This window comes from Bacillus sp. MC1252, assembly GCF_056838025.1.
This window is the reverse complement of record NZ_CM166369.1, coordinates 1,221,914-1,241,846: the sequence shown is the minus strand read 5'-3', so window position 1 is coordinate 1,241,846 and position 19,933 is coordinate 1,221,914. Positions and strand designations below refer to the sequence as shown.

The 19,933-nt window shown below is 43.1% G+C and carries 23 protein-coding genes, 1 riboswitch and 1 other annotated feature; of the genes, 4 read left to right on the top strand and 19 right to left on the bottom strand.

Annotated features, from left to right (window positions below; all coding sequences use genetic code 11):
* Window positions 1-55: 55 nt before the first annotated feature.
* Window positions 56-502: a MarR family winged helix-turn-helix transcriptional regulator gene (locus ACYH0L_RS06220; RefSeq protein ID WP_099727472.1), complete on the top strand. Its 447-nt coding sequence runs from the start codon at window positions 56-58 to the stop codon at window positions 500-502.
* Between the two features lie 32 nt (window positions 503-534).
* Here ACYH0L_RS06220 and ACYH0L_RS06215 read toward each other — a convergent pair whose 3' ends face one another.
* The 6 genes from ACYH0L_RS06215 to purU all read right to left on the bottom strand — a co-directional run bounded on the left by ACYH0L_RS06215 (window position 535) and on the right by purU (window position 6,107).
* Entirely contained in the window at window positions 535-963 is a 429-nt protein-coding gene (locus ACYH0L_RS06215) for an organic hydroperoxide resistance protein (RefSeq protein ID WP_060596095.1), read from the bottom strand.
* A gap of 182 nt (window positions 964-1,145) precedes the next feature.
* Window positions 1,146-1,280 (bottom strand): phosphatase, encoded by a 135-nt coding sequence (locus tag ACYH0L_RS06210; protein ID WP_256499494.1) that lies wholly within the window; start codon window positions 1,278-1,280, stop codon window positions 1,146-1,148.
* Complete coding sequence (locus ACYH0L_RS06205; RefSeq protein ID WP_099727474.1) at window positions 1,270-2,406, bottom strand: Rap family tetratricopeptide repeat protein; 1,137 nt, start codon at window positions 2,404-2,406, stop codon at window positions 1,270-1,272. Before ACYH0L_RS06205 ends, ACYH0L_RS06210 begins: the two co-directional genes overlap by 11 nt.
* Before the next feature lie 124 nt (window positions 2,407-2,530).
* Window positions 2,531-3,778 (bottom strand): glutamate-5-semialdehyde dehydrogenase, encoded by a 1,248-nt coding sequence (locus ACYH0L_RS06200; protein WP_482354426.1) that lies wholly within the window; start codon window positions 3,776-3,778, stop codon window positions 2,531-2,533.
* Window positions 3,779-3,790: 12 nt separating this feature from the next.
* Window positions 3,791-4,888: a glutamate 5-kinase gene (gene proB / locus ACYH0L_RS06195; RefSeq protein ID WP_230031132.1), complete on the bottom strand. Its 1,098-nt coding sequence runs from the start codon at window positions 4,886-4,888 to the stop codon at window positions 3,791-3,793.
* A gap of 55 nt (window positions 4,889-4,943) precedes the next feature.
* Window positions 4,944-5,161 (bottom strand) — a binding site (T-box leader).
* A 43-nt stretch (window positions 5,162-5,204) separates the two neighbouring features.
* Window positions 5,205-6,107 carry a formyltetrahydrofolate deformylase gene (gene purU / locus ACYH0L_RS06190; protein ID WP_099727477.1) on the bottom strand — a complete coding sequence of 301 codons (903 nt, stop codon included), beginning with the start codon at window positions 6,105-6,107 and terminating at the stop codon, window positions 5,205-5,207.
* 161 nt (window positions 6,108-6,268) lie between these two features.
* Here purU and ACYH0L_RS06185 point away from each other — a divergent pair, with 161 nt between their 5' ends.
* Entirely contained in the window at window positions 6,269-6,454 is a 186-nt protein-coding gene (locus ACYH0L_RS06185) for a hypothetical protein (protein WP_024719622.1), read from the top strand.
* A gap of 189 nt (window positions 6,455-6,643) precedes the next feature.
* Here ACYH0L_RS06185 and ACYH0L_RS06180 read toward each other — a convergent pair whose 3' ends face one another.
* Window positions 6,644-6,958 carry a DMT family transporter gene (locus ACYH0L_RS06180; RefSeq protein WP_099727478.1) on the bottom strand — a complete coding sequence of 105 codons (315 nt, stop codon included), beginning with the start codon at window positions 6,956-6,958 and terminating at the stop codon, window positions 6,644-6,646.
* Window positions 6,955-7,284: a DMT family transporter gene (locus ACYH0L_RS06175; protein WP_099727479.1), complete on the bottom strand. Its 330-nt coding sequence runs from the start codon at window positions 7,282-7,284 to the stop codon at window positions 6,955-6,957. Before ACYH0L_RS06175 ends, ACYH0L_RS06180 begins: the two co-directional genes overlap by 4 nt.
* Before the next feature lie 66 nt (window positions 7,285-7,350).
* Window positions 7,351-7,459, bottom strand: a riboswitch (guanidine-I (ykkC/yxkD leader).
* A 372-nt stretch (window positions 7,460-7,831) separates the two neighbouring features.
* On the opposite strand from ACYH0L_RS06175, the gene ACYH0L_RS06170 reads away from it, so the two are divergent.
* On the top strand, window positions 7,832-8,875 hold the full coding sequence (locus ACYH0L_RS06170) for a bifunctional transcriptional activator/DNA repair enzyme AdaA (protein ID WP_230031131.1): 1,044 nt from the start codon (window positions 7,832-7,834) through the stop codon (window positions 8,873-8,875).
* Window positions 8,876-8,893: 18 nt separating this feature from the next.
* Here ACYH0L_RS06170 and ACYH0L_RS06165 read toward each other — a convergent pair whose 3' ends face one another.
* The 5 genes from ACYH0L_RS06165 to ACYH0L_RS06145 form a co-directional block, all read right to left on the bottom strand.
* A complete protein-coding gene (locus ACYH0L_RS06165; protein WP_230031130.1) occupies window positions 8,894-9,439 on the bottom strand; it encodes a GNAT family N-acetyltransferase in 546 nt (181 codons plus the stop codon).
* 18 nt (window positions 9,440-9,457) lie between these two features.
* Window positions 9,458-9,946 (bottom strand): small multi-drug export protein, encoded by a 489-nt coding sequence (locus ACYH0L_RS06160; RefSeq protein ID WP_230031129.1) that lies wholly within the window; start codon window positions 9,944-9,946, stop codon window positions 9,458-9,460.
* 311 nt (window positions 9,947-10,257) lie between these two features.
* Window positions 10,258-11,010 (bottom strand): HAAS domain-containing protein, encoded by a 753-nt coding sequence (locus ACYH0L_RS06155; RefSeq protein ID WP_230031128.1) that lies wholly within the window; start codon window positions 11,008-11,010, stop codon window positions 10,258-10,260.
* A 4-nt stretch (window positions 11,011-11,014) separates the two neighbouring features.
* Window positions 11,015-11,341 (bottom strand): PadR family transcriptional regulator, encoded by a 327-nt coding sequence (locus ACYH0L_RS06150; RefSeq protein WP_099727484.1) that lies wholly within the window; start codon window positions 11,339-11,341, stop codon window positions 11,015-11,017.
* A 114-nt stretch (window positions 11,342-11,455) separates the two neighbouring features.
* Window positions 11,456-11,977 (bottom strand): acyl-CoA thioesterase, encoded by a 522-nt coding sequence (locus ACYH0L_RS06145; protein WP_034322378.1) that lies wholly within the window; start codon window positions 11,975-11,977, stop codon window positions 11,456-11,458.
* A 179-nt stretch (window positions 11,978-12,156) separates the two neighbouring features.
* Between ACYH0L_RS06145 and ACYH0L_RS06140 the strand changes: the two genes are divergently transcribed.
* Complete coding sequence (locus ACYH0L_RS06140; protein WP_249705152.1) at window positions 12,157-13,017, top strand: dimethylarginine dimethylaminohydrolase family protein; 861 nt, start codon at window positions 12,157-12,159, stop codon at window positions 13,015-13,017.
* Between the two features lie 78 nt (window positions 13,018-13,095).
* Here the strand turns inward: ACYH0L_RS06140 and ACYH0L_RS06135 are convergent, their stop codons facing one another.
* From ACYH0L_RS06135 to ACYH0L_RS06110, 6 genes are all read right to left on the bottom strand, one after another.
* Window positions 13,096-14,064 carry an ABC transporter ATP-binding protein gene (locus ACYH0L_RS06135; protein ID WP_249705151.1) on the bottom strand — a complete coding sequence of 323 codons (969 nt, stop codon included), beginning with the start codon at window positions 14,062-14,064 and terminating at the stop codon, window positions 13,096-13,098.
* Window positions 14,064-14,972 carry a C40 family peptidase gene (locus tag ACYH0L_RS06130; RefSeq protein ID WP_249705150.1) on the bottom strand — a complete coding sequence of 303 codons (909 nt, stop codon included), beginning with the start codon at window positions 14,970-14,972 and terminating at the stop codon, window positions 14,064-14,066. Before ACYH0L_RS06130 ends, ACYH0L_RS06135 begins: the two co-directional genes overlap by 1 nt.
* Window positions 14,972-16,051: a mandelate racemase/muconate lactonizing enzyme family protein gene (locus tag ACYH0L_RS06125; protein ID WP_230031127.1), complete on the bottom strand. Its 1,080-nt coding sequence runs from the start codon at window positions 16,049-16,051 to the stop codon at window positions 14,972-14,974. Before ACYH0L_RS06125 ends, ACYH0L_RS06130 begins: the two co-directional genes overlap by 1 nt.
* A complete protein-coding gene (locus ACYH0L_RS06120; RefSeq protein WP_230031126.1) occupies window positions 16,048-16,989 on the bottom strand; it encodes a S66 peptidase family protein in 942 nt (313 codons plus the stop codon). The genes ACYH0L_RS06125 and ACYH0L_RS06120 overlap by 4 nt, the downstream gene beginning before the upstream one ends.
* A 311-nt stretch (window positions 16,990-17,300) precedes the next feature.
* Window positions 17,301-18,923, bottom strand: a complete 1,623-nt coding sequence (locus ACYH0L_RS06115; RefSeq protein ID WP_230031125.1) for a peptide ABC transporter substrate-binding protein — start codon at window positions 18,921-18,923, stop codon at window positions 17,301-17,303.
* The gene (locus ACYH0L_RS06110) at window positions 18,920-19,933 is read right to left on the bottom strand and encodes an ABC transporter ATP-binding protein (protein WP_099727491.1); all 1,014 of its coding nucleotides are present in this window, start codon (window positions 19,931-19,933) and stop codon (window positions 18,920-18,922) included. The genes ACYH0L_RS06115 and ACYH0L_RS06110 overlap by 4 nt, the downstream gene beginning before the upstream one ends.

Sequence of the window (19,933 nt, the reverse complement as noted above, 5' to 3'; positions counted from 1 at the left end):
AAGGAAGAAAATCTTATACAATGATAAGTATGACAAAAAATAGTTGGTGACTGACATGACAAATGAATTCGAACATATGAAGCTGGAAAATCAGCTCTGTTTCTTGTTATATGCAAGTTCAAGAGAGATGACGAAGCAGTATAAACCGTTATTAGAAGAGTTAAACATCACCTACCCGCAATATTTGGCACTGCTTTTATTGTGGGAGCATGGGACGTTAAATGTGAAGACAATGGGCGAGCTTCTGTATTTAGACTCCGGTACACTCACCCCCATGCTCAAACGGATGGAGCAAAACGGACTCATCATCCGCGAGCGTTCAAAAGAGGATGAGCGATCTGTGCAAATTCGTTTAACTGAATATGGAGTACAGCTAAAAGAGAAGGCCACTGCGATTCCATTTCGTATGCTGTCTGGAACTGGCAGATCAGAAGAAGAGCTTAAAACATTGCGCGCCTCTTTACATGAGCTTTTGCAAAAATTAACACAGCCAAAAGGCTGAGGGAACAATCCCTCAGCCTTTTATGATGTCAATTATTGTGCGACAGCCACTAGTTCTACTTCAATGTTTCCTTGAGTTGCTTTTGAATATGGACATACGCCGTGTGCTTTATGAACCAGTTCGTCTAATGCTGATTGCTCGATTCCAGTTCCTTTTACTTCTAATTTAACGCCTAGTTTGAAACCGCCATCTGAACTGTCTTTGACTAAGCTCACATGTGCCGTTACTTCACTTTCAAAACGGATGCGCTCTTGTCTCGCTACCATTTGAAGGGCAGAATCAAAACATGCAGAGTAGCCTGCTGCGAATAATTGCTCTGGATTTGTTGCTTTTTCAAGCTTTTTCGCTCTTGGTGTTCCAGGCATTGCCACATCATGCTCTAGTACTCCATCTGTTGAAACAACCTTTCCTTCTCTTCCTCCTACAGCTGATACCGTTGCAGTAAATAAAACGTCTGACATGAATATAACCCTCTTTCTCTTCATTAATATTTTCTACAATTTAATTGTACACAATCTAATTTCAAGAGTCAATGAAAAACACTCTTATTAAGCTTTCCTACAAGTTTCATTTTTATGAACATATCACGCTGGCTCATTTTTAAGGCAGTCAATCAATAAAAAAAGCCCTCTACATAGGGCTTTTAAATGGTGACATGCTGCGGATTCGGTTGTTCTAACGTGTGGTTTCTGTTATCCGGAGCGGCACTAGCTGATACCACCCATAATGCCATGATCATGATGCTTGTACAGACGACTGTCCATTTTTTAAAATTCATATAAACAATCCCCTCTCTGAATATAGATTCGAGCATGTTCCGCTTCCCCATAGAACATGGAAGATTTTTCATAATCCTCTATTTCATTATAATACTTTGCGGTGTCTAATGCTAGCTCCTCTATATCGGGATATGCATAAGCAGACTCTAAAAAATGGAAAATTCGTTTAATATGCTCAGCGTCTTGTCTCAAGTACAACGCCTCTAGAAATATTGTCTTTTGAATATGAATGTCATCCTGCAGAGCTTCTGCTCGTTTCATACATTCTTCTCTGTAGTATAATGCTTCTTCGTTTTTACCTTGTTTGTATAATATCTGAGCGGCTGTATAAAGAGGATCTATCGATCGACGAAGATGATCAGATTGATTTTGATCAAATAATGAGATGGATTCTTTCATTAAGTCGAGTGCGCGGTTCAATTCACCCATTCTGTAATAGCTGTTGCCCATATTAAACAAAGAGGAAGCAATAAAACGCACATTCTGAAAGTCTCTTGATCTCGCAAGTGCTCTTTCGAGATGTGGTAATGCCTTTTCATGCCTTCTCATATCATCATAATTACCAGCTACAATAAATTCACACTGAATGGTACGAAGCGCATATAGTTCGTGCTGAATATAGACATCCAGCGCTAGTTTGGCATGGTGCATCGAAATATGTGTTTGTTTCATGTGATAATATATTTCTGACATTTTAAAATGATATTCCGCACGTTCAATATCGTCGGATACAAAAGAAAGCTTGTGCTCCGCCTTTTGATAAGACGATATGGCAGCAATGTATTGCCTCCGGCCGAATTCATACATGCCTCTGAAGAAATGATAGTAGTATTCAAGCATGCCTGTGACATGCGTTTGATGCTCATCTATTTCTTTCGAAAGCTCGGAAAAGTTGGCGCGAAGCTTTCCTTCCTTTAATGGCTTTAAATAATCGAGCATGACCTCATGCCTAAATTCCATTAAAGAAAAATAGAGAAGCAAATTCTGATCTTCTTCCATTGAATCAAGAGAGGTGCGAATTTCCTGCTTTAACTGTTCTGCTTGTTCTGAATCAAATCTGCGGATTAATTCATACCACTTGTTGATTTTCACTCCAATATCCGAAGAGGGAATGATTTTCGCCATACGTTGCCTTCTCCAATCTTCTCAAAATATAAAACATTACCATATTTTATCATACTTGACCTGAGAAATACAAAAATGAAAGGAAAAAGAGAGCCTGTAGTGACTAGACTCTCTTTTGACATCGTTATTCTCTTATTTGTCCTTGACCACGAATGACAAATTTTTCAGAAGTTAAGGCTGGCAGACCCATCGGCCCTCTTGCGTGCAGTTTTTGTGTACTAATGCCTATTTCTGCGCCATAGCCAAATTCAAAACCATCTGTAAATCGAGTGGAGGCATTATGATAAACAGCGGCAGCGTCGACGGCTGTTAAGAAAAATGCCGCATGCTGATCATTTTCCGTAATGATGGCTTCAGAGTGCTTGGAGCTGTATGTTTGAATGTGTTGAATCGCTTCTTCTATGTTCTGAACGATTTTGATACTGACAATTGGTGCTAAGAATTCCGTTTCAAAGTCAGCAGTTGTCGCAAGTGTTGCGCCCTGAGCAAGTGCGCATACAGCTTCATCGCCTCGGATCTCTACCCCGTTTGTATGAAGTGCTTCAAATAGCGAAGCGCCGTGTGCCTTTGCCCATGTTTCATGAATGACAATGCTCTCAATGGCATTACAAACAGATGGTCTTTGGGTTTTGGCATTCAGAACAATCTGTTCAGCCATCTCTTTTTTGGCTGTTTCATCAATGTAAATATGACAGTTCCCTGCGCCTGTCTCAAGTACTGGCACGGTAGACTCTCTCACAACGAGATCGATTAAATTTTTCCCGCCGCGGGGAATGAGGACATCTAGGTAATCATTTAAGGTGAACAGCGTTTTAGCCGTTTCTCGGCCTGTATCTTCAATCAATTGCACACTGTTTACTGGAATATCCGTTGCATGAAGTGCTTCATGAATGACCTTCACAATCGCTTTATTACTATGGATGGCCGATGAGCTTCCTCGAAGGATCACAGCATTTCCAGTTTTCAAGCAAAGGGTCGCAGCATCTACTGTCACGTTCGGCCTTGCTTCATAAATCATCCCAACCGTTCCGAGAGGCACACGTACTTTTTCAATCAAAAGGCCATTTTCTTTTTGAATGGTTTCTAACGTTTCACCAATTGGGTCTTTTAGCTGAACCAGTTGAAGCGTAGCATCTGCGATTGCTTCAATTCTCTCTTCCGTGAGTGTGATCCGGTCGATGACAGATGGGGTGAACTGCTTTTCCTCGGCTGCTTGAACGTCCTTTTCGTTCTCCTCAATTAAAAAAGCTGAAGATGCTTTTAGAGCTTTTGCGATTGCGTGTAAAGCAGCATTCTTTTGTTCAGTCGTTTTTAATAGCAGCTGATCTTTGGCCGCACTTGCCTTTTTTGCTTTTTCAAGAACTTCATTCATCGTATTCCCTCCTCAGTTTTGTACATGCTGCACCCAGTGATCTCGGTGTATGACCTCAGGCTTCTCATGTGAAAGCTCATCACTTCGCATTCCTTTAATGCCGAGAAGCTCATCAGATGCGTACAATGTTTGTCCCTTACCAACTAATCCGTTCGGACCGACGACTTCAACGACCTCTCCTTTAGAAAAATCACCAGCGACATCAATGACACCCGCCGGAAGAAGGCTTCTGCCGTTGTGCAAAATCGCCGCTTCCGCTCCCGCATCAATCATGATCTTCCCAGAGACAGGTGAGTGGAATTGAATCCATTGACGGCGGTTATTGACCGATGATAAGTCTTGTTCACCGATATACGTTCCATCACCTTGACCTGCGAGAATGTGAAGAAGCTTGTCTTCCCCTGTACCCATGCCAATGAAGACTTTGACGCCAAGTGAAAGTGCGGTTTGTGCAGCAGACAGCTTTGATTTCATCCCGCCTGTTCCAACCTTCGAACCAGTGCTCTTCGCATATGAAAACAATTTATCTGAAATGTGTGTCAATGCATCAAACCGCTTCGCGTCAGGATGCTCATTTGGATTTGCATCATAAATTCCGTTAATGTCAGTTAAGATGATCAATTGATCTGCATGGATTAATCCACTGACAAGAGCCGACAGCATGTCATTATCACCAAAGGTAAGCTCCTCGATCGAAACCGAATCATTTTCATTAATGATCGGTAAAATTTTTCTTTCCAATAGTTCCATCATCGTTGCGTAAGCATTTCGATATCTTGTGCGATCTGAAAAGTCATTACGTGTTAAAAGCATTTGTGCAGGTGTCATGTGAAACTGTGAAAATAGCTCTGTATATTTCTGCATTAATAAGCCTTGACCAACGGCAGCAGCAGCCTGTTTTCCTTTTAAGGTCACAGGTCTTGATGGATATCCTAAACTGCCAAATCCCGCCGCAACAGCCCCTGACGAAATTAAAATGATTTCATGTCCTGCCTCTTTAAGCTTTGCAATGGCTCTCACATGATCCCACATTTTTTGTTCATCAATGGCTCCCTTTTGCTCTGTTAATGAACTGCTGCCAATTTTTATGACGATCCTTTGCTTTTTCATCATTGATTCCCTCCGCTATACCTTTAGGCACAAAAAAATCCCTTTTTCTCCTTAATTAAAGGACGAAAAGGGATTTTCCGTGGTACCACCTTCATTGAATAAGCATGCGTGTGCTTATTCCACTCAACTCCTGTAACGCCAGGCCTGCGCTTAGATTTTTCCTCTAAGGCTCAAAGGGTAGGTTCAGCAGCTGTCTGCGGCAAATGTTTCAGCCTGTCATTTGCTCTCTTTACACAGCAGTTCCTGCTTACTATTCCTTTTCAACGCTCATTAATTTTTTTATATTATCACCAATTGCTTCAGAAAAGTCAAGCGGTCAATTAAACACGATCGTTTTATTCTCATGAACAATAATCCGATCTTCTAGATGCCATTTGACAGCACGTGCAAGCACACTTCGTTCAATCGTACGACCAATATTCTTTAGTGCCTCTGCATCATCCCGGTGATCTACCCGCTCAATATCCTGTTCAATGATCGGCCCTTCGTCTAAATCATTTGTTACATAGTGAGAAGTCGCACCGATTAATTTGACACCCCGCTCATATGCCCGTTTGTATGGGTTCGCACCGATAAACGCTGGCAGGAAGGAATGGTGAATATTAATGATTTTGTTCGGATGCTGTTCAATAAAGGCAGGCGTTAAAATTTGCATGTATCTAGCAAGCACAACCACATCAATATCGTACTCTTCTAATAATGCGAGCTGCTGTTTTTCTGCTTCTTTGCGAATGTCTTTATTTGCCTTCACATGATGGAATGGAATCCCGAGCGCTTCTACTGTATCTTTTGCCGTTTCATGATTGCTGATGACAACCGCAATTTCAGCCATTAAATTTCCGCTCTGCCATTCCCATAGAAGCTCATGTAAGCAATGAAGTTCTTTTGACACGAAGATCGCCAGCTTTTTGAGCTCACTTGCGCGTGACATGCTCCACGTCATTTGAAATGATTCAGCAATTGGCTCAAAGCCGTTTTTCAGCTGAGCAATATTAGCCGAGATGTCTTTCCAATCAAATTCAATTCTTAAAAAGAACCGACCACTTTCATGATCTGTTGTGTATTGACTGGATTCAATGATGTTTGCTCCGCGCTCAAATAAAAAGGTAGATACAGCAGACACAATACCGGGCTGATCCGGGCAGCTGACAAGTAATCTTCCTTTTTGCTCGTGCTTTTGTCTGTGTAATTCAAGTTTCTCTGTAATCAATGTTCTCATGTATCATGACCTCTTTTACGTTTTCATTCTAATGAAATATTATACTGGACTGGAAAGAGAAAAAGCAATTGAGAGCCGCATTTTTTATGAATATTCATTCAATTCCGCATCAGGCGTGATATAATATGAATAGACCTTTTATCACAAAAGGAGTGATGGAGATGAAAAGCATGACTTTATTTGGTAAAGTGAGCTTTTGGCTCGGCATCGTATGTCTAATTACCGGCATTTATCTTTTTATGACCGGAGAAAGACTCATTCCTTTACTCACGTTTGGTGTATGTTTTCTGCTTGTGAGTCAGCTTTACCGCAAAAATGAAAACGATTCCAATCATCATTCGATGTGACACAAAGGGCTAAAATGATCTTTATTTTAGCCCTTTGTCTTCTTTTCAGCGTGATAGAAAACCTTTGCAGTCTAGGAAGGACGAGTACTGGAGCGAATTTGACATTCGTGAGCACCGGCACGCAGGACTGACACCGAATGCGATGGTTTGTCTACACGCTGAGGCTGGCAAACAGATGCCAGCCTTTTTTTATTCAATGATTTTTAGCCCTACCGCCGCAGACAATATCAGTGCGATAAAGAAAATGCGTTTCGCCTCTTTCGACTCGCCGTAAAACAGCATGCCGACAATGGCGCCTCCTGCAGCTCCAATTCCAGTCCAAATGGCATACGCTGTTCCCATCGGAATTGTATTCATCGCAAGAGACAGCATCAGAAAGGACAGCGAAAATCCAGCTGCAATGAATAAAATCCATTTCAGATGTCGATCTTTCTGGAATTGATTCATCATGGTGACACAAAGCATTTCTAAGATGCCTGCACCAATGAGTAAAAGCCAGCTCAAGATTCAGCCTCTCCTTTCTCTTCACCTGTTGTCAGTTTCAGTCCTAATACACCGCACAAAAGCATCATGATCAGCAGTAATTTAACAAGCTGAACCGGTTCACCGAGTACCATGCCTAAGATGACGGTACCTGCTGTTCCAAGCCCGGTAAAGACGGCATAAAGTGTACCAACTGGCAGCACATTCGTTGCTTTCATGAGTAAATAAAAGCTTACGATAATACAAACGATGGTTGCGCTCCATTCCAAGAGGGAGTGGGCATATTTCAGTCCCATCACCCAGCCGACTTCAAATATGGCCGCAATGAATACATTTCCCCATTTCATCCGATCTCTTCCTTTCTTACCGATTCCATGCAACAAAAAAAGCCCGGAAATCGATCGTTTGATCAAATCTCCCGGGCTTTTATCCCTCCGTGTCCATATGGTCTATTCTAAAGACCCTATGTGTTTTCTCTCGGTCCAGACTGCGTCGCCGCACGGAACCCTAGAAAACCAATTCATCATAAGCAGACCTGCCATAGAGCAGATTCTGTATGAAAAAATTGTATCACACCCCAGTATGCCGGTCTACTGCTTTACCTTCTCAATCAAATATACTTGTTCATTTTTCGAAAGAAAGTGATGTGAGCCGAAGTATACTAAATCATAGCAAGAGGAAATCATGAGACCGTGCTGCGAGCTTCGAACCAAACGGATGTCATGATATCGAAAACCGCTTTTAGTACTTGGCTGATATAATGAAACAAGATCCATTTTATGAACGATTAAGGTCATGCCTTTGTGTGTACAAATGATTCGTTCTGTGTCAGACCGTAGAGAAATCATGAATAACAAAATCAATCATTTTATAGGAAAACAAGGGGTGGATCATATGATGATGACCGACGAACAAAAACATGCATTTTATCAAGCACTTGTTGAAAAAAATCCGCAATATGACGGCACATTTTTTGCTGGCATCAAAACAACCGGCATCTTCTGCCATGCCACATGTACCGCCAGAAAACCGAAATATGAAAACTGTGAGTTTTTCTTTACAGCAGAAGAAGCACTGCTAGCAGGGTATCGCCCGTGCAAACGCTGCACACCATTAACATTCCCTAACAGCATTCCAGAAGAAGTCGAAACACTCGTTTCAGCAGTTGAAAAAAGTCCTGAGAAACGATGGAAAGAAGAAGACTTTCGCCAATTAGGGATTCACTCTGCAACGGCGCGAAGAAAATTTAAAGAAATCTACGGAATGACCTTTGTTCAATATGCTAGATCACGCCGTATGGGACTTGCCTTTAAAGAAATTCTGAACGGAAAAAAAGTCATTGATCAGCAAGTCACCTTCGGCTATGAATCTTCTAGTGCCTTCAATGATGCATTTACGAAAATTATGGGGAATCCACCTAAAAAAGCACAGGTCAACATCCTGCATGCCAATTTTATTTCTACACCGATCGGGCGGATGATCAGCGTGACAGATGCCACACATGTGTATTTACTGGAATTTATGGACAGGCGGGGGCTTGAAAAAGAAATTGAGACCATGAGAAAGAAGCATCATGCCCGTATTTTAGTTGGAGAAACAAACGTTCATCAGCAATTAGCAAAGGAATTGGCCTTATATTTTGAAAAAAAACTCACGCAGTTTACTGTGCCATTTTCCTTACATGGCACCCCATTTCAGAAAAAGGTGTGGGATCTTCTCTTACGCATTCCGCCAGGCGAAACGAGATCGTATCGAGATCTTGCCATCATGCTTGGCGATCCTCATTTGGTTCGGGCGGTTGGCAATGCAAATGGTGCCAATCAATTGGCGATTATCATTCCCTGCCACCGTGTGATTCAAACAAGCGGTGAGCTTGGCGGATATGGCGGAGGAATTGAACGCAAGAAATATTTACTTCAGTTAGAACAGCGTGTATAAAAGAAAAATCGGCTCTCTTTATTGTTCAAGCGAGCCGATTTCTCCGTCACGGGTGATGCTGTATACATCAATGATTTGATCCCATTTTGAAATGGTTTTTTCTTTTTTCATGCCCATTTTTAAAGCGATCTTCACTGACGCTTCATTTTCAGGACGAATTAAGCTTACCATTCGTCTGACCTTCATTTCTTCAAAGCCGTATGTCAGACAGCCTCGTGCGGCCTCAACAGCATACCCCTTTCCCCACGCCGCTCTTTTTAGCATATAGCCAATTTCAAGCTCAGTTTGTCCTTCAATGTTTTGCAGCACAATTCCGCTTTGTCCAAGCGGTTCCTTCGTTTCTTTATCTTCAATGACCCACAGGGAGGTATGGTACATGCGGTCATTTTTTTGATTCCAGGCAATCCACTCTTTCGTCTGTTTTTCATCCTTTAAAGAAGGATAATACTTCATGACTTCTTCATCTTGGAACAACTTTTCATATAAGAATGGTGCATCATGCTCATTCATTGTTCTAAGGCTAAGGCGTTCTGTTTCGAGCACTGTCCGTGTCTGATTTTTCACCTATTCTCCTCCCCTCGCTTACTTGCTAAAGATATCTCCAAACAATCCATTTGATTCCGGGGCAAAGTATTGAAAGCCCGCACCGGTTAAACTAGCTGCTAGTGCTGTCCACATCATTAAGCTGACTGTCATCCACACCGCCACTTGTTTTCTTTTCGTACCGAAGCTCATACACATAAAAGCCGCTAAATGACTGCCAATGATAAAAGGACCGACGAGTGCAAGACCAGGAAGACCATATCGTTCCCAAATTTTTCTGGCCCGCAGCTGCTTTTTCTCCCCTTTTTCATCACTTTTATCTTCTTTTCTCTTCAACCGCCATGCTTTAAACCGGTCAACGAAGACAATGAGAAGAAAGACTGTAAGAAAGTTGCCGATGAACCCAATCACCGCTGATGTCACAGGATGCAGTCCACTTAAGATTGCCAGCGGAACGACACCAACCACTTCAAAAAAAGGCAAAGCAGCCAATACAAAAACGAGTATATACCCCCATACAATATCCAAAAACAGAACCCCTTTTCATTTTTGTCCTCTTCCCATTGTAATGAAAAACATGATTCCATTTCTACATTTTTTTAGAAAAAGAAAAGCACATCATATAGGATGCGCTCCAGATTGTTGACAAAGGGCTAAAATAAAGATTATTTTATCTCTTTGTCTTCTTTTCAGCGTGATATGAAAACCCTTGAAGTCTAGGAAGGACAAGTACCGAAGCGGAGCGAATTTGACATTCGTGAGCACCGGCACACAGGAGTGACACCGAATGCGAGGGTTTGTCCTCACGCTGAGGCACATCGTATAGGATGTGCTCTGTTTTACATGGTATTTTCATTTTTCTTGTTTGTTCTCCGCAAGACAACTAGCGTGAGCAATATTAAGATGACAACAGATAGCAGGCTTGTGAGCAGAAGCACACTTGGTGACGTCCAGCCAATCCATTCGAATATGAGCTGCGGTCCGAAAAAAATAATCGGAATCAGTGAAACGACATTCGCCTTTAAGATTGCATTAAATACGACGATACAAAGCAACATCAGAAGGATGACGCCCCATCTTTGGCTTGAAGTAAGCACAAGTAATGGTGTACCGAGCTTTTGATCCAATAATTTCACTGTGATCATGGCCGTCAGCTGAAAGATCCCTAAGATCCAAAAATAGAAAAATGCCCGGCGGCTTGTTTGAAAGGCAGACGCTCTAAACATCACAATCGTTATGATGACATTGGCCACTAAAATGAGCGGGTAACCAATCAGTGCGTACCAAGAATACGATAAGCTTTGACTGACTGCGTCTGCTAAAATCATGTAAAAGAGCGACCCAATCAAAAAGGCACTGACAAATGGAACCCAGTCTTTATGATGTCTTGAAAGCTCTTTTGCCAGTTCATCAGCAAAGCCCCGCGGATCTCCGCCAAATATATCCTCACCTGATTTGCCATCTTTCTCAGCCTCGACAGCGTGTGTTGTCAATTCATCCATGACCTCGTCAATTTCGTCCTCATTTTTCCCCTTTGATATGAGATAGAGTTTCAGCTCTAGTAATATGTGTCTTGTTTCTTTAGTTACCATATTCTCACTTCCTTTTATGTAATAAGCGCTCTACATTTCCTGACAGCTCATTCCAGCGTGCAATAAAATCTGTTAGCGCATGTTCTCCCGCTTGAGTGAGCGTATAGTATTTCCTTTTCGGCCCGCTTGCTGATGCTTTTGTGACCGTGCTGACCAGCTGTTCTTTTTGCATACGCAGCAGAATCGGATAAATACTTCCTTCACTAATTTGATCAAATCCATAATGCGCGAGCTTCTTCGTCATTTCATACCCATAAATATCACCTTCAGAAATAATCGACAGCAGGCAGCCTTCTAAAATTCCTTTTAGCATTTGTGTTGATGTTGTCATCATTATTCCTCCGATTTCAGTACCTTGCACCACAAGATAGCTTCATCTTACCACATACTACCTTGTCATGCAAGATACCATAATAGAAAAAAATCACCGCTTAAAGGGTGATTTTTACGCCCATGGTTTATCTGTCCCAAGTGCGTCAGCCAATGCTTTACTATGCTTTCGGCGGCTTTTTCTTTCCTCTGCTCGCTGCTTCGCTGTTTGATGCAGCATGATTTCTTCCTCTGTTTCCGGCATGACTTGTGGGACTTTCTTTGGCTTCCCATTTTCATCTAGCGAGACAAAGGTAAGAAATGAAGTCGCTGCGAGTCTGCGCTCTCCAGACATTAAGTTTTCTTTGATGACTTTGACGAATACTTCCATAGAAGATGTGCCGACCCATGTGACATAGGACTCTAAGCATACAGACTCTTTTTGTCCAATCGGCTCTAAAAAATCAACTGAATCCATTGATGCCGTGACCGTTTCACATCGGCTGTGTCTTGCTGCCGAGATGGAGGCAATATCATCTATATAACTCATTAATTTACCGCCAAATAATGTTTGATGGTTATTCGTATCGAGAGGGAATACCCTGCTTGTTTTAACGACTTTTGATTCTTTACAATACTTGAAATTTTCTTCACTCATCATCATAGCCCCTTCTTGCTGATTTCTTTGATGCGGAACGCTTTTTATTAAACACTATTCTTTTAGGTTTGTCTAAACTTTTTGCTTTAGTCTCACATGAGAGATTTTCTTTCGGAAATGTTTCAACATTTACTAGAAGGAGGAATAATAGAACTATCTACGAACAAGGAGGCCATTTGATGGATTCTATGAAATCAGAGAAAGTGTACAAAACGCCGCACTGTATGAGTGAATATGATGCTTTACAAGAAGTCCTCTTATGCAGCCCTATCTATATGGAAATCAAACAAATCATCAACGAAACCCAAAAGCATTTTGCTAGAGAAAATATTTCTCAAATCAAAGCAGTGGCTCAGCATAAGCAGCTGATTCAAACGTTAAAACACCATCATGTACGGCCTACCCTGCTTCCTGCAAATGACCGCTTTCCTGAACAAGTCTTCACTCGGGATATTGGGTTTACGATTGGACATACCTTATTTGTGTCAAACATGGCCGCTTCGGTTCGGCAAGGGGAAGAACAATCCTTAAAAGAGTGGGCTCAGGCAAAGGGATGGACAACCGTCACCGTGACAGATGGAACGATTGAAGGCGGCGATGTGCTTGTGGATCAGACCCGTGTATTTGTTGGAACGAGCAAAAGAACAAATCCAGCCGCTATCCATCAGCTAAAAAAAGAGCTGCCGGATCACGACATCATTCCCATTCATCTTCCTCCTCACATTTTGCATCTCGATTGTGTGATGAATATTCTTTCTCATGAGGAGATATTGATTTACCCTGAAGCCTTCACCAAAAAGGATCTTCACTTGCTCAAAAAGCATTATGACCTGATTGAAATAAGTGAACAAGAGCAATTCACACTTGGACCCAATGTTCTATCCATTGGGAAGAAAAAAGTGATCAGCTTACCGATCAATCAAGAAACAAATGCTGCATTAACCGCTCACGGCTACACCGTCATTGAAGTGGATTTTTCAGAAATCATTAAATCTGGCGGCTCTTTTAGATGCTGCACACTGCCTATTAAGCGTTCATAAATACAAAAAAGCCAGCTTGTAGAACAGTTTGTCTACTTGCTGGCTTTTATGCGGCTTGTCCTATGCCATGGCATGGCGTTATTTCCTATCGTATAAATGACAGGCGACTTCATGTCCTTCTTCTGCTGCTTGTAATGTTGGCTTTTTTTCAGCACAGATGTCCATGGCGGCAGGACATCTTGTTCGAAATACACAGCCGCTTGGCGGGTTCACTGGACTTGGAATTTCTCCTTTTAAAATGAATCTTTTGCGCTTGTCTTCCACGTCAGGATCTGGAATGGGGATAGCAGATAGCAGAGCCTGTGTATACGGATGCAGCGGCGTCTTATATAAAGCATCACTGCTCGTCATTTCCACGAGATGTCCTAAATACATCACACCAATTCGATCGCTGATATATTTGACCATAGACAAATCATGCGCAATGAATAGAAACGTTAATCCTTCCTCTTTTTGCAGCTTTTTCAGCACATTCACGACCTGTGCTTGAACAGATACATCTAGTGCAGAAATCGGCTCATCTGCCACAATAAATTTTGGGGCTAAGGCAAGTGCTCTTGCAATTCCTATTCTCTGCCTCTGTCCTCCGCTAAATTCGTGCGGATAGCGGGTGGCGAAATCATAACTTAGCCCTACCGCTTCAAGTAGTTCTTTCACGCGGGCAATCCTCTTCTTTTGACTCCCATAAAGGTTATGGATCTCCATCGGTTCGAGCATAATATCTTTTACTGACAGCCTTGGGTTTAAAGATGAATACGGATCTTGAAACACCATTTGGATTTGTCTATTGAAATCAAATGCTTCACTTTTAGACAGGTGGTGAAGACTTTTCCCTTCATACAAGGCTTCACCATCTGTCGGGTCGTAAAGCCGCATGAGCACTTTCCCAAGTGTGGATTTCCCGCAGCCAGATTCACCAACGAGACCAAAGGTTTCACCTTGTTTCAGCTGAAAAGAGACGCCGTCTAATGCTTTTAAGGTTTTTCCTTTGGATAGATGAAAATGTTTTTTGAGATTGTTGACTTGTAAAAGTGGTTCAACTGCCATCACACCTTCCCCCTTTCGCTTGGCAAATACCGCCTTGCACCTGCCCATTCTCTCTCATATGAAGTGCCAGAAAGGGAAAGAAGCTCAATTTGTCTACCGGTTTTAGGCGAGTGAAGCATGAGGCCATCCCCCGCATATATCCCAACATGGCGAACAGCTCCCTTGCCATTTTCATTTGCAAAAAACATCAGATCACCTGGTTCTAAATGGCTTGATGTGACCGGGGTTCCTTGAACTGCTTGTTCGCTTGCATCTCTTGGCAAAAGATATCCGCACGCTTTGTACATGCTGTAAGCAAAACCGGAACAGTCGTAGCCAAAGCTGCTCATGCCGCCCCATAAATACGAAAGCCCGATAAATTGTTTTCCAATGTCTAAGGCATCCTTACCCGTCATAGTGAAAGGCAATGAAACCGGACGCACATCCTCTTTTTTGATTTCTCTCCTTCCTACTGGGGTAAGAACATGAAAGTGATCACTGGCTTCTTCAACCGCTGCCAGCTCTGTTAAAAAACTAACCTCCATATCCGCTTTCCCTTTTTGATATAACACGGCTTTTTTCTGACCTACGACATGGGTTGTAGCTGGCGCACCTTCCTCCGTTACTTGCTTTAATTGCTGAATAGGGATATAGCCAGGATAGCCTTGCGGATGTTTCCGGCTTGCCTGCTGCGGGATGACGACTTTCATCCATCCGTCTGTCTCTTTTAATCCAATGACTCGTTCGCCGAGCAGCACTTGCGATTGAATCAGATTTTCTTCACATAAAGCCAATTTTTCTTCGTAGGTTTGCTGGTTAATCCACTCTTTGATTTTGACGGAACCCTGAAGAATCTTTCGATCAATTTCTCTTGGCGACTGCGGCGCTGTCCATACATTCGCGACTGGAACCTTTGATTCATATATCATCACGAGACTCCTTTCACTCCTTGAATGCCTAACCCATGATGTGGTGGAAAGAATATATTTTTTCCTTTGTACACGATTCCTCCGTCTATTAAGTCCTCTTTTAGCATAAGCGGGGCATCAAAGTCGTAGCGGGTAATATTCGGCTGGCTTGCGGCGAGATGAGCGGCTGCTGTAATGCCAATTTTGCTCTCAATCATACTGCCAACCATGCACTTTACGCCGTAAGCTTCTGCTAAACCATTGATTTTCAGTGCTTCTTTTATACCACCTGATTTCATTAATTTTAAATTCATCAGATCACAGCTTCTCGTTTCAAGCACCTTGATCGCATCATGGAACCCGAAAATGCTTTCATCCGCCATAATCAACGTGTCTGTGGCTTCCGTCACCCGGCGCAGGCCTTCGATATCTTCTTTAGGCACTGGCTGCTCAACTAGTTCGATATTCAGCGCCTCCATTTTTCGAATGGCCACGATCGCTTCCTTCCACGTCCAGCCCTGGTTTGCATCGAGCCTGATCTGAATATCCGGCCCGACTTTTTCTCGAATCCGCTTGATGCGCTGAATATCAGTGTCTATGTCATCTTTTCCTACTTTTATCTTTAAAGTATGAAAGCCTTCAGCTACGTATTGCTTCGCATCTTCTGCCATCTCTAGCGGCCGGTTTACACTGACTGTATAATCGGTTTCAAGCTGATCGCGATATCCGCCAAGGTATTGATAAAGTGGAAGCCCTGCCTGTTTCGCTAAGCCATCATAAATCGCCATATCAATTGCAGCCTTTGCACTTGTGTTGCAAGCGAGCACACGGTCTATAGCTGAAAAGATTTGTTCATATTGCGACAATGAAGCCCCGAGCAAGATCGGCCTGATCACTTCACAGATGGCATAGTCGATGCTTTCCAGCGTTTCACCTGTAATCACCGATGTTGGGACTGCCTCTCCGTAGCTGATGTCCCCTTGATCATATGTGATGATCACGATGAGAGATGCTGCGTCATACACCGTTCTTAAAGCGGTTTTGAACGGCTTCTTTAGCGGTACACTCGTTCTGCATGTACGAACATCTACGATTTTCATTTGATCGCCTCTTTCGCTGCGACACCTGGAGAAATATGCAGTTTTTTCCCCGTCGCATCTAGTGCAGCCTGCACGCCTATTGGGATGGCAAAATTCGGAGATGAATGACCGATCCGAAAGCCGCCAAGTGCAGGTTTCTTTTGCGGCACAATATAGGTCTCCCATAGCTCTTCCAGCGTTAAGGAATGCTCTTTCTTTTTTGGCTCACATTGATGAAAATCCCCTATGATGAATCCAGCCGCATCCTCCAATTTGCCAGCAGATGTAAGGTGCTGCATCATTCGATCGATTTTATATGGTTCTTCGTCAATATCTTCAATGAACAAAAGCTTCCCCTTCGTATCGATCTCAAACGGTGTACCAAGTGTTGTCACGATCAGGGCAAGGTTCCCTCCTGTGATTTCGCCTGAGGCAGTGCCGTGATAGAAGGTTTGAAGTGGTGACAGGTGATGCGCATACGTAAAGGTCTTCGGAGTGAACAGCTGCAAAAAAGTATCCTTCGTATACGGATGGACCTCCTCACATCCCACATCAGAGGAAAGCATCGGGCCATGAAAGGTCACAAGACCCGTCTGCTGCTGGATGGCCGTATGTAAAAACGTAATATCACTATAACCCCAAAAGATTTTTGGGTTCCGGCGAATGAGGTCATAATCAATCGCTTCCGCAATTCTTCCAGTCCCGTATCCTCCGCAAGCACAAATAACGGCCTTCACTTCTGGATCTTGAAACATGCGATGAAGATCTTCTACTCGCTTATGATCGCGGCCTGCTAAATACCCATACCGGCAGTCAATATACTTCCCTTTTTTCACCTTCAGCCCAAGGCTTTCTAAAAAGGCAATCCCTTTTGCTAATTTCAGCTCATCAGGCGGGCTTGCTGGTGCAATAACCCCCACCGTATCCCCTGTTTGAAGTGCCGCTGGCAGCTGGTTCATGCCATATCCCCTCTTTCTCTTTTTCTTTCAATCTATGGGCATCTTCTTCATAACATGAACGAATAAAGGAACAGACGCTTTTTTCAAAGCGTCCAAGATTGTTGACAAAGGGCTAAAATGACCTTTATTTTAGCCCTTTGTCTTCTTTTCAGCGTGATAGAAAGCCCTTGAAGTCTAGGAAGGACGAGTACCGGAGCGGAACGAATTTGAGATTCGTGAGCACCGGCACGCAGGACTGACACCGAATGCGAGGGTTTGTCTACACGCTGAGACGCTTTTTTCAAAGCGTCCCTTTACCACATTTACTTCATTTACTCTCCATCTACTTGCGCCCATTTCAAATCGATATAACCAACAGGGTGACGGACAATGCCCTTCACGCCTTCTTTTTGTAGATGTACTTGGTTATAAAAATGTATCGGAATGATCGGTGCTTCTTCAATGAGAAGTGCCTCCGCATCATGCAGAATGCTGTTTCTCTTTTGTTCATCTGCTTCTTGGCTCGCCTTTTTGATCAGCTGATCATAGGTGTCATTTGACCACCCTGTCCGGTTCATCGCATTCCCTGTTTGGAAGCTCTCTAGGAAATTGATCGGATCTGCATAATCTGCTAAAAATGAACTTTGCGAGAATTGGAATTTCAGTGCTTTTTGATCTTCTGCAAACACATTCGCTTCCATGTTCGCAAGCTTCACGTCTACACCTAGCGCTTCTTTTAATTGCTGCTGAATGGCTTCCGCCTTTTTCTTGTTCTCAGGCTTTGTACTATATGTTAATGTGACGGGCGGCAGCTTCGAATAGTTTTCTTCCTTCAGCCCTTTTTCTAACAGCTTCGCAGCTTCACTCTTATCATTTTTCACAAGATCGCCGCGAGCTTCTCTGAAATCCTCACCCTTTGAATCTAGAATCCCCGGCGAGACGAAGGCACGTGCTGGCTTCTCTTCATTTTTCGTCACATAATCCACGATATCTTGCGGGTTGATGGCCATTTGAAAGGCTTTGCGAATGTTCTTATTTTGAAAAGGTTCCATATTCACATTCAGACGATAAAAGAACAGTCCGGCCTGATCTTCAATTTGTACATCTTTATTTTTCAGCAGATTTTCACTTTGCTCTGCTGGGACAAAGGCAGTATCTAAATCTCCTGATTGATACATTTGATAATCTGTGTTTCGATCACTGATCATCAGCCATTTCACTTGATCCAGCTTAACCATTTTTTTGTCCCAATACGTCTCACTTTTTTCCATTGTGAAGCTCTCGTCATGCTTCCACTCTGTGAGCTTAAACGGTCCATTCCCGACAAAGGTTTTGGCATCCTTCGCCCAGTTCGGATCTTTCCCTGCCACCTTCTCATTCACAGGGAAAAAGGCAGGATTTGCGGTCATATTTAAGAAAGATTTCTGCGGGTACGCAAGTTGGACTTCAAGCGTTTTGTCATTTACAGCGGTGACTTTCACGTCTTCTTTCTTTCCTTTGCCGCTGTTAAATGCCTCGCCTCCTTCAATCATGTATGCTAAGAACGATGCAGAAGATCCTGTTTTCGGATCTAACAGCCGCTTCCAAGCATATTCAAAGTCGCTCGCTTTGACTGGATCACCATTCGACCACTTGATACCATCTCTTAAATGGAATGTGTACGTTTTCCCGTCCTCTGAAATCTCCCATTTTTCTGCCATTGCAGGAGATGGTTCGTGCTTTTCATTCAGTCTCGTTAACCCCTCCATTAAGTTATTCAGCCCTTGCCAAGATACATTATTAAAACCAATCGGCGGATCAAACGACGTCGGTTCGTTTTCGTTATTTATGGTTAACACTTTCTCTCCACCCTTATTGCTTGACGATCCTTTACTTGCTTGCTCATTGGCTGTACATCCTGCGAGCAGCATGATTGTTAACAAACATACACTGACGATCCAACCTTTTTTTCTCATGAGAAACTCCCCCTTTGTGTTACAGATAAAATCGTTTGTTTTGCTCGTTCATCCTGGAGCCAGCAATGCACTGTATGTGTAGGTGAACGCTGCGTTTCATGCGGCATGATATGATCACACACTTTCATGGCTGCCGGGCAGCGCTCTGTATACGGACAGCCTTTCGGTGGAGCAAATAAATCCGGCGGGCTTCCTTCAATTGGAATGAGTTCATCTTTCATATCAAGTCTTGGAACGGATTGCAGCAGTCCTTTTGTGTACGGGTGCTGCGGACTGTAAAAGATATCCCGTCTTGTGCCGACCTCAACGATTTTCCCTCCGTACATCACAGCCACTCGATCTGCGACTTGAGCTACAACCCCTAAATCGTGTGTGATTAAGATAATGGTGACACCTGTTTTCTTCTGAATCTCTTTAAATAGCTCTAAAATTTGCGCTTGTATGGTGACATCAAGGGCAGTTGTCGGTTCATCTGCGATCAGCACCTTCGGCTCGCAAATCAGCGCCATTGCAATCATGAGCCGTTGTCTCATTCCGCCGCTGAACTGATGTGGATATTGCTTTAGTCTCTCCTTCGGCTGCGGAATGCCAACCAAATCAAGCATTCGAACAGCCGCTTCTTTCACTTCTTTTTTTGTCAGCTTCTGATGCTCCTTCGCTGCTTCCATCAGCTGATCACCGATTGTCAAAGTCGGGTTCAATGCGGTCATCGGATCTTGGAAGATCATAGAGATATCGACACCACGGATGGCGCGCATTTCTTTTTCAGATAAAGAAAGCAAGTTACGGTCACGAAACCAAATTTCCCCCTGATCTACATGAGCGCTGTATGCCGGAAGAAGCCGCATGATACTTTGTGACGTCACACTTTTTCCGCAGCCTGATTCTCCAACAATGGCAAGGGTTTCTTTTTCATACACATCCACATTCACCCCGCGTACCGCTTGAACCGATCCGCCATATGTCCGAAAGCTGACATGCAGATCGATCATTTGAAGAACTTTTTTCAA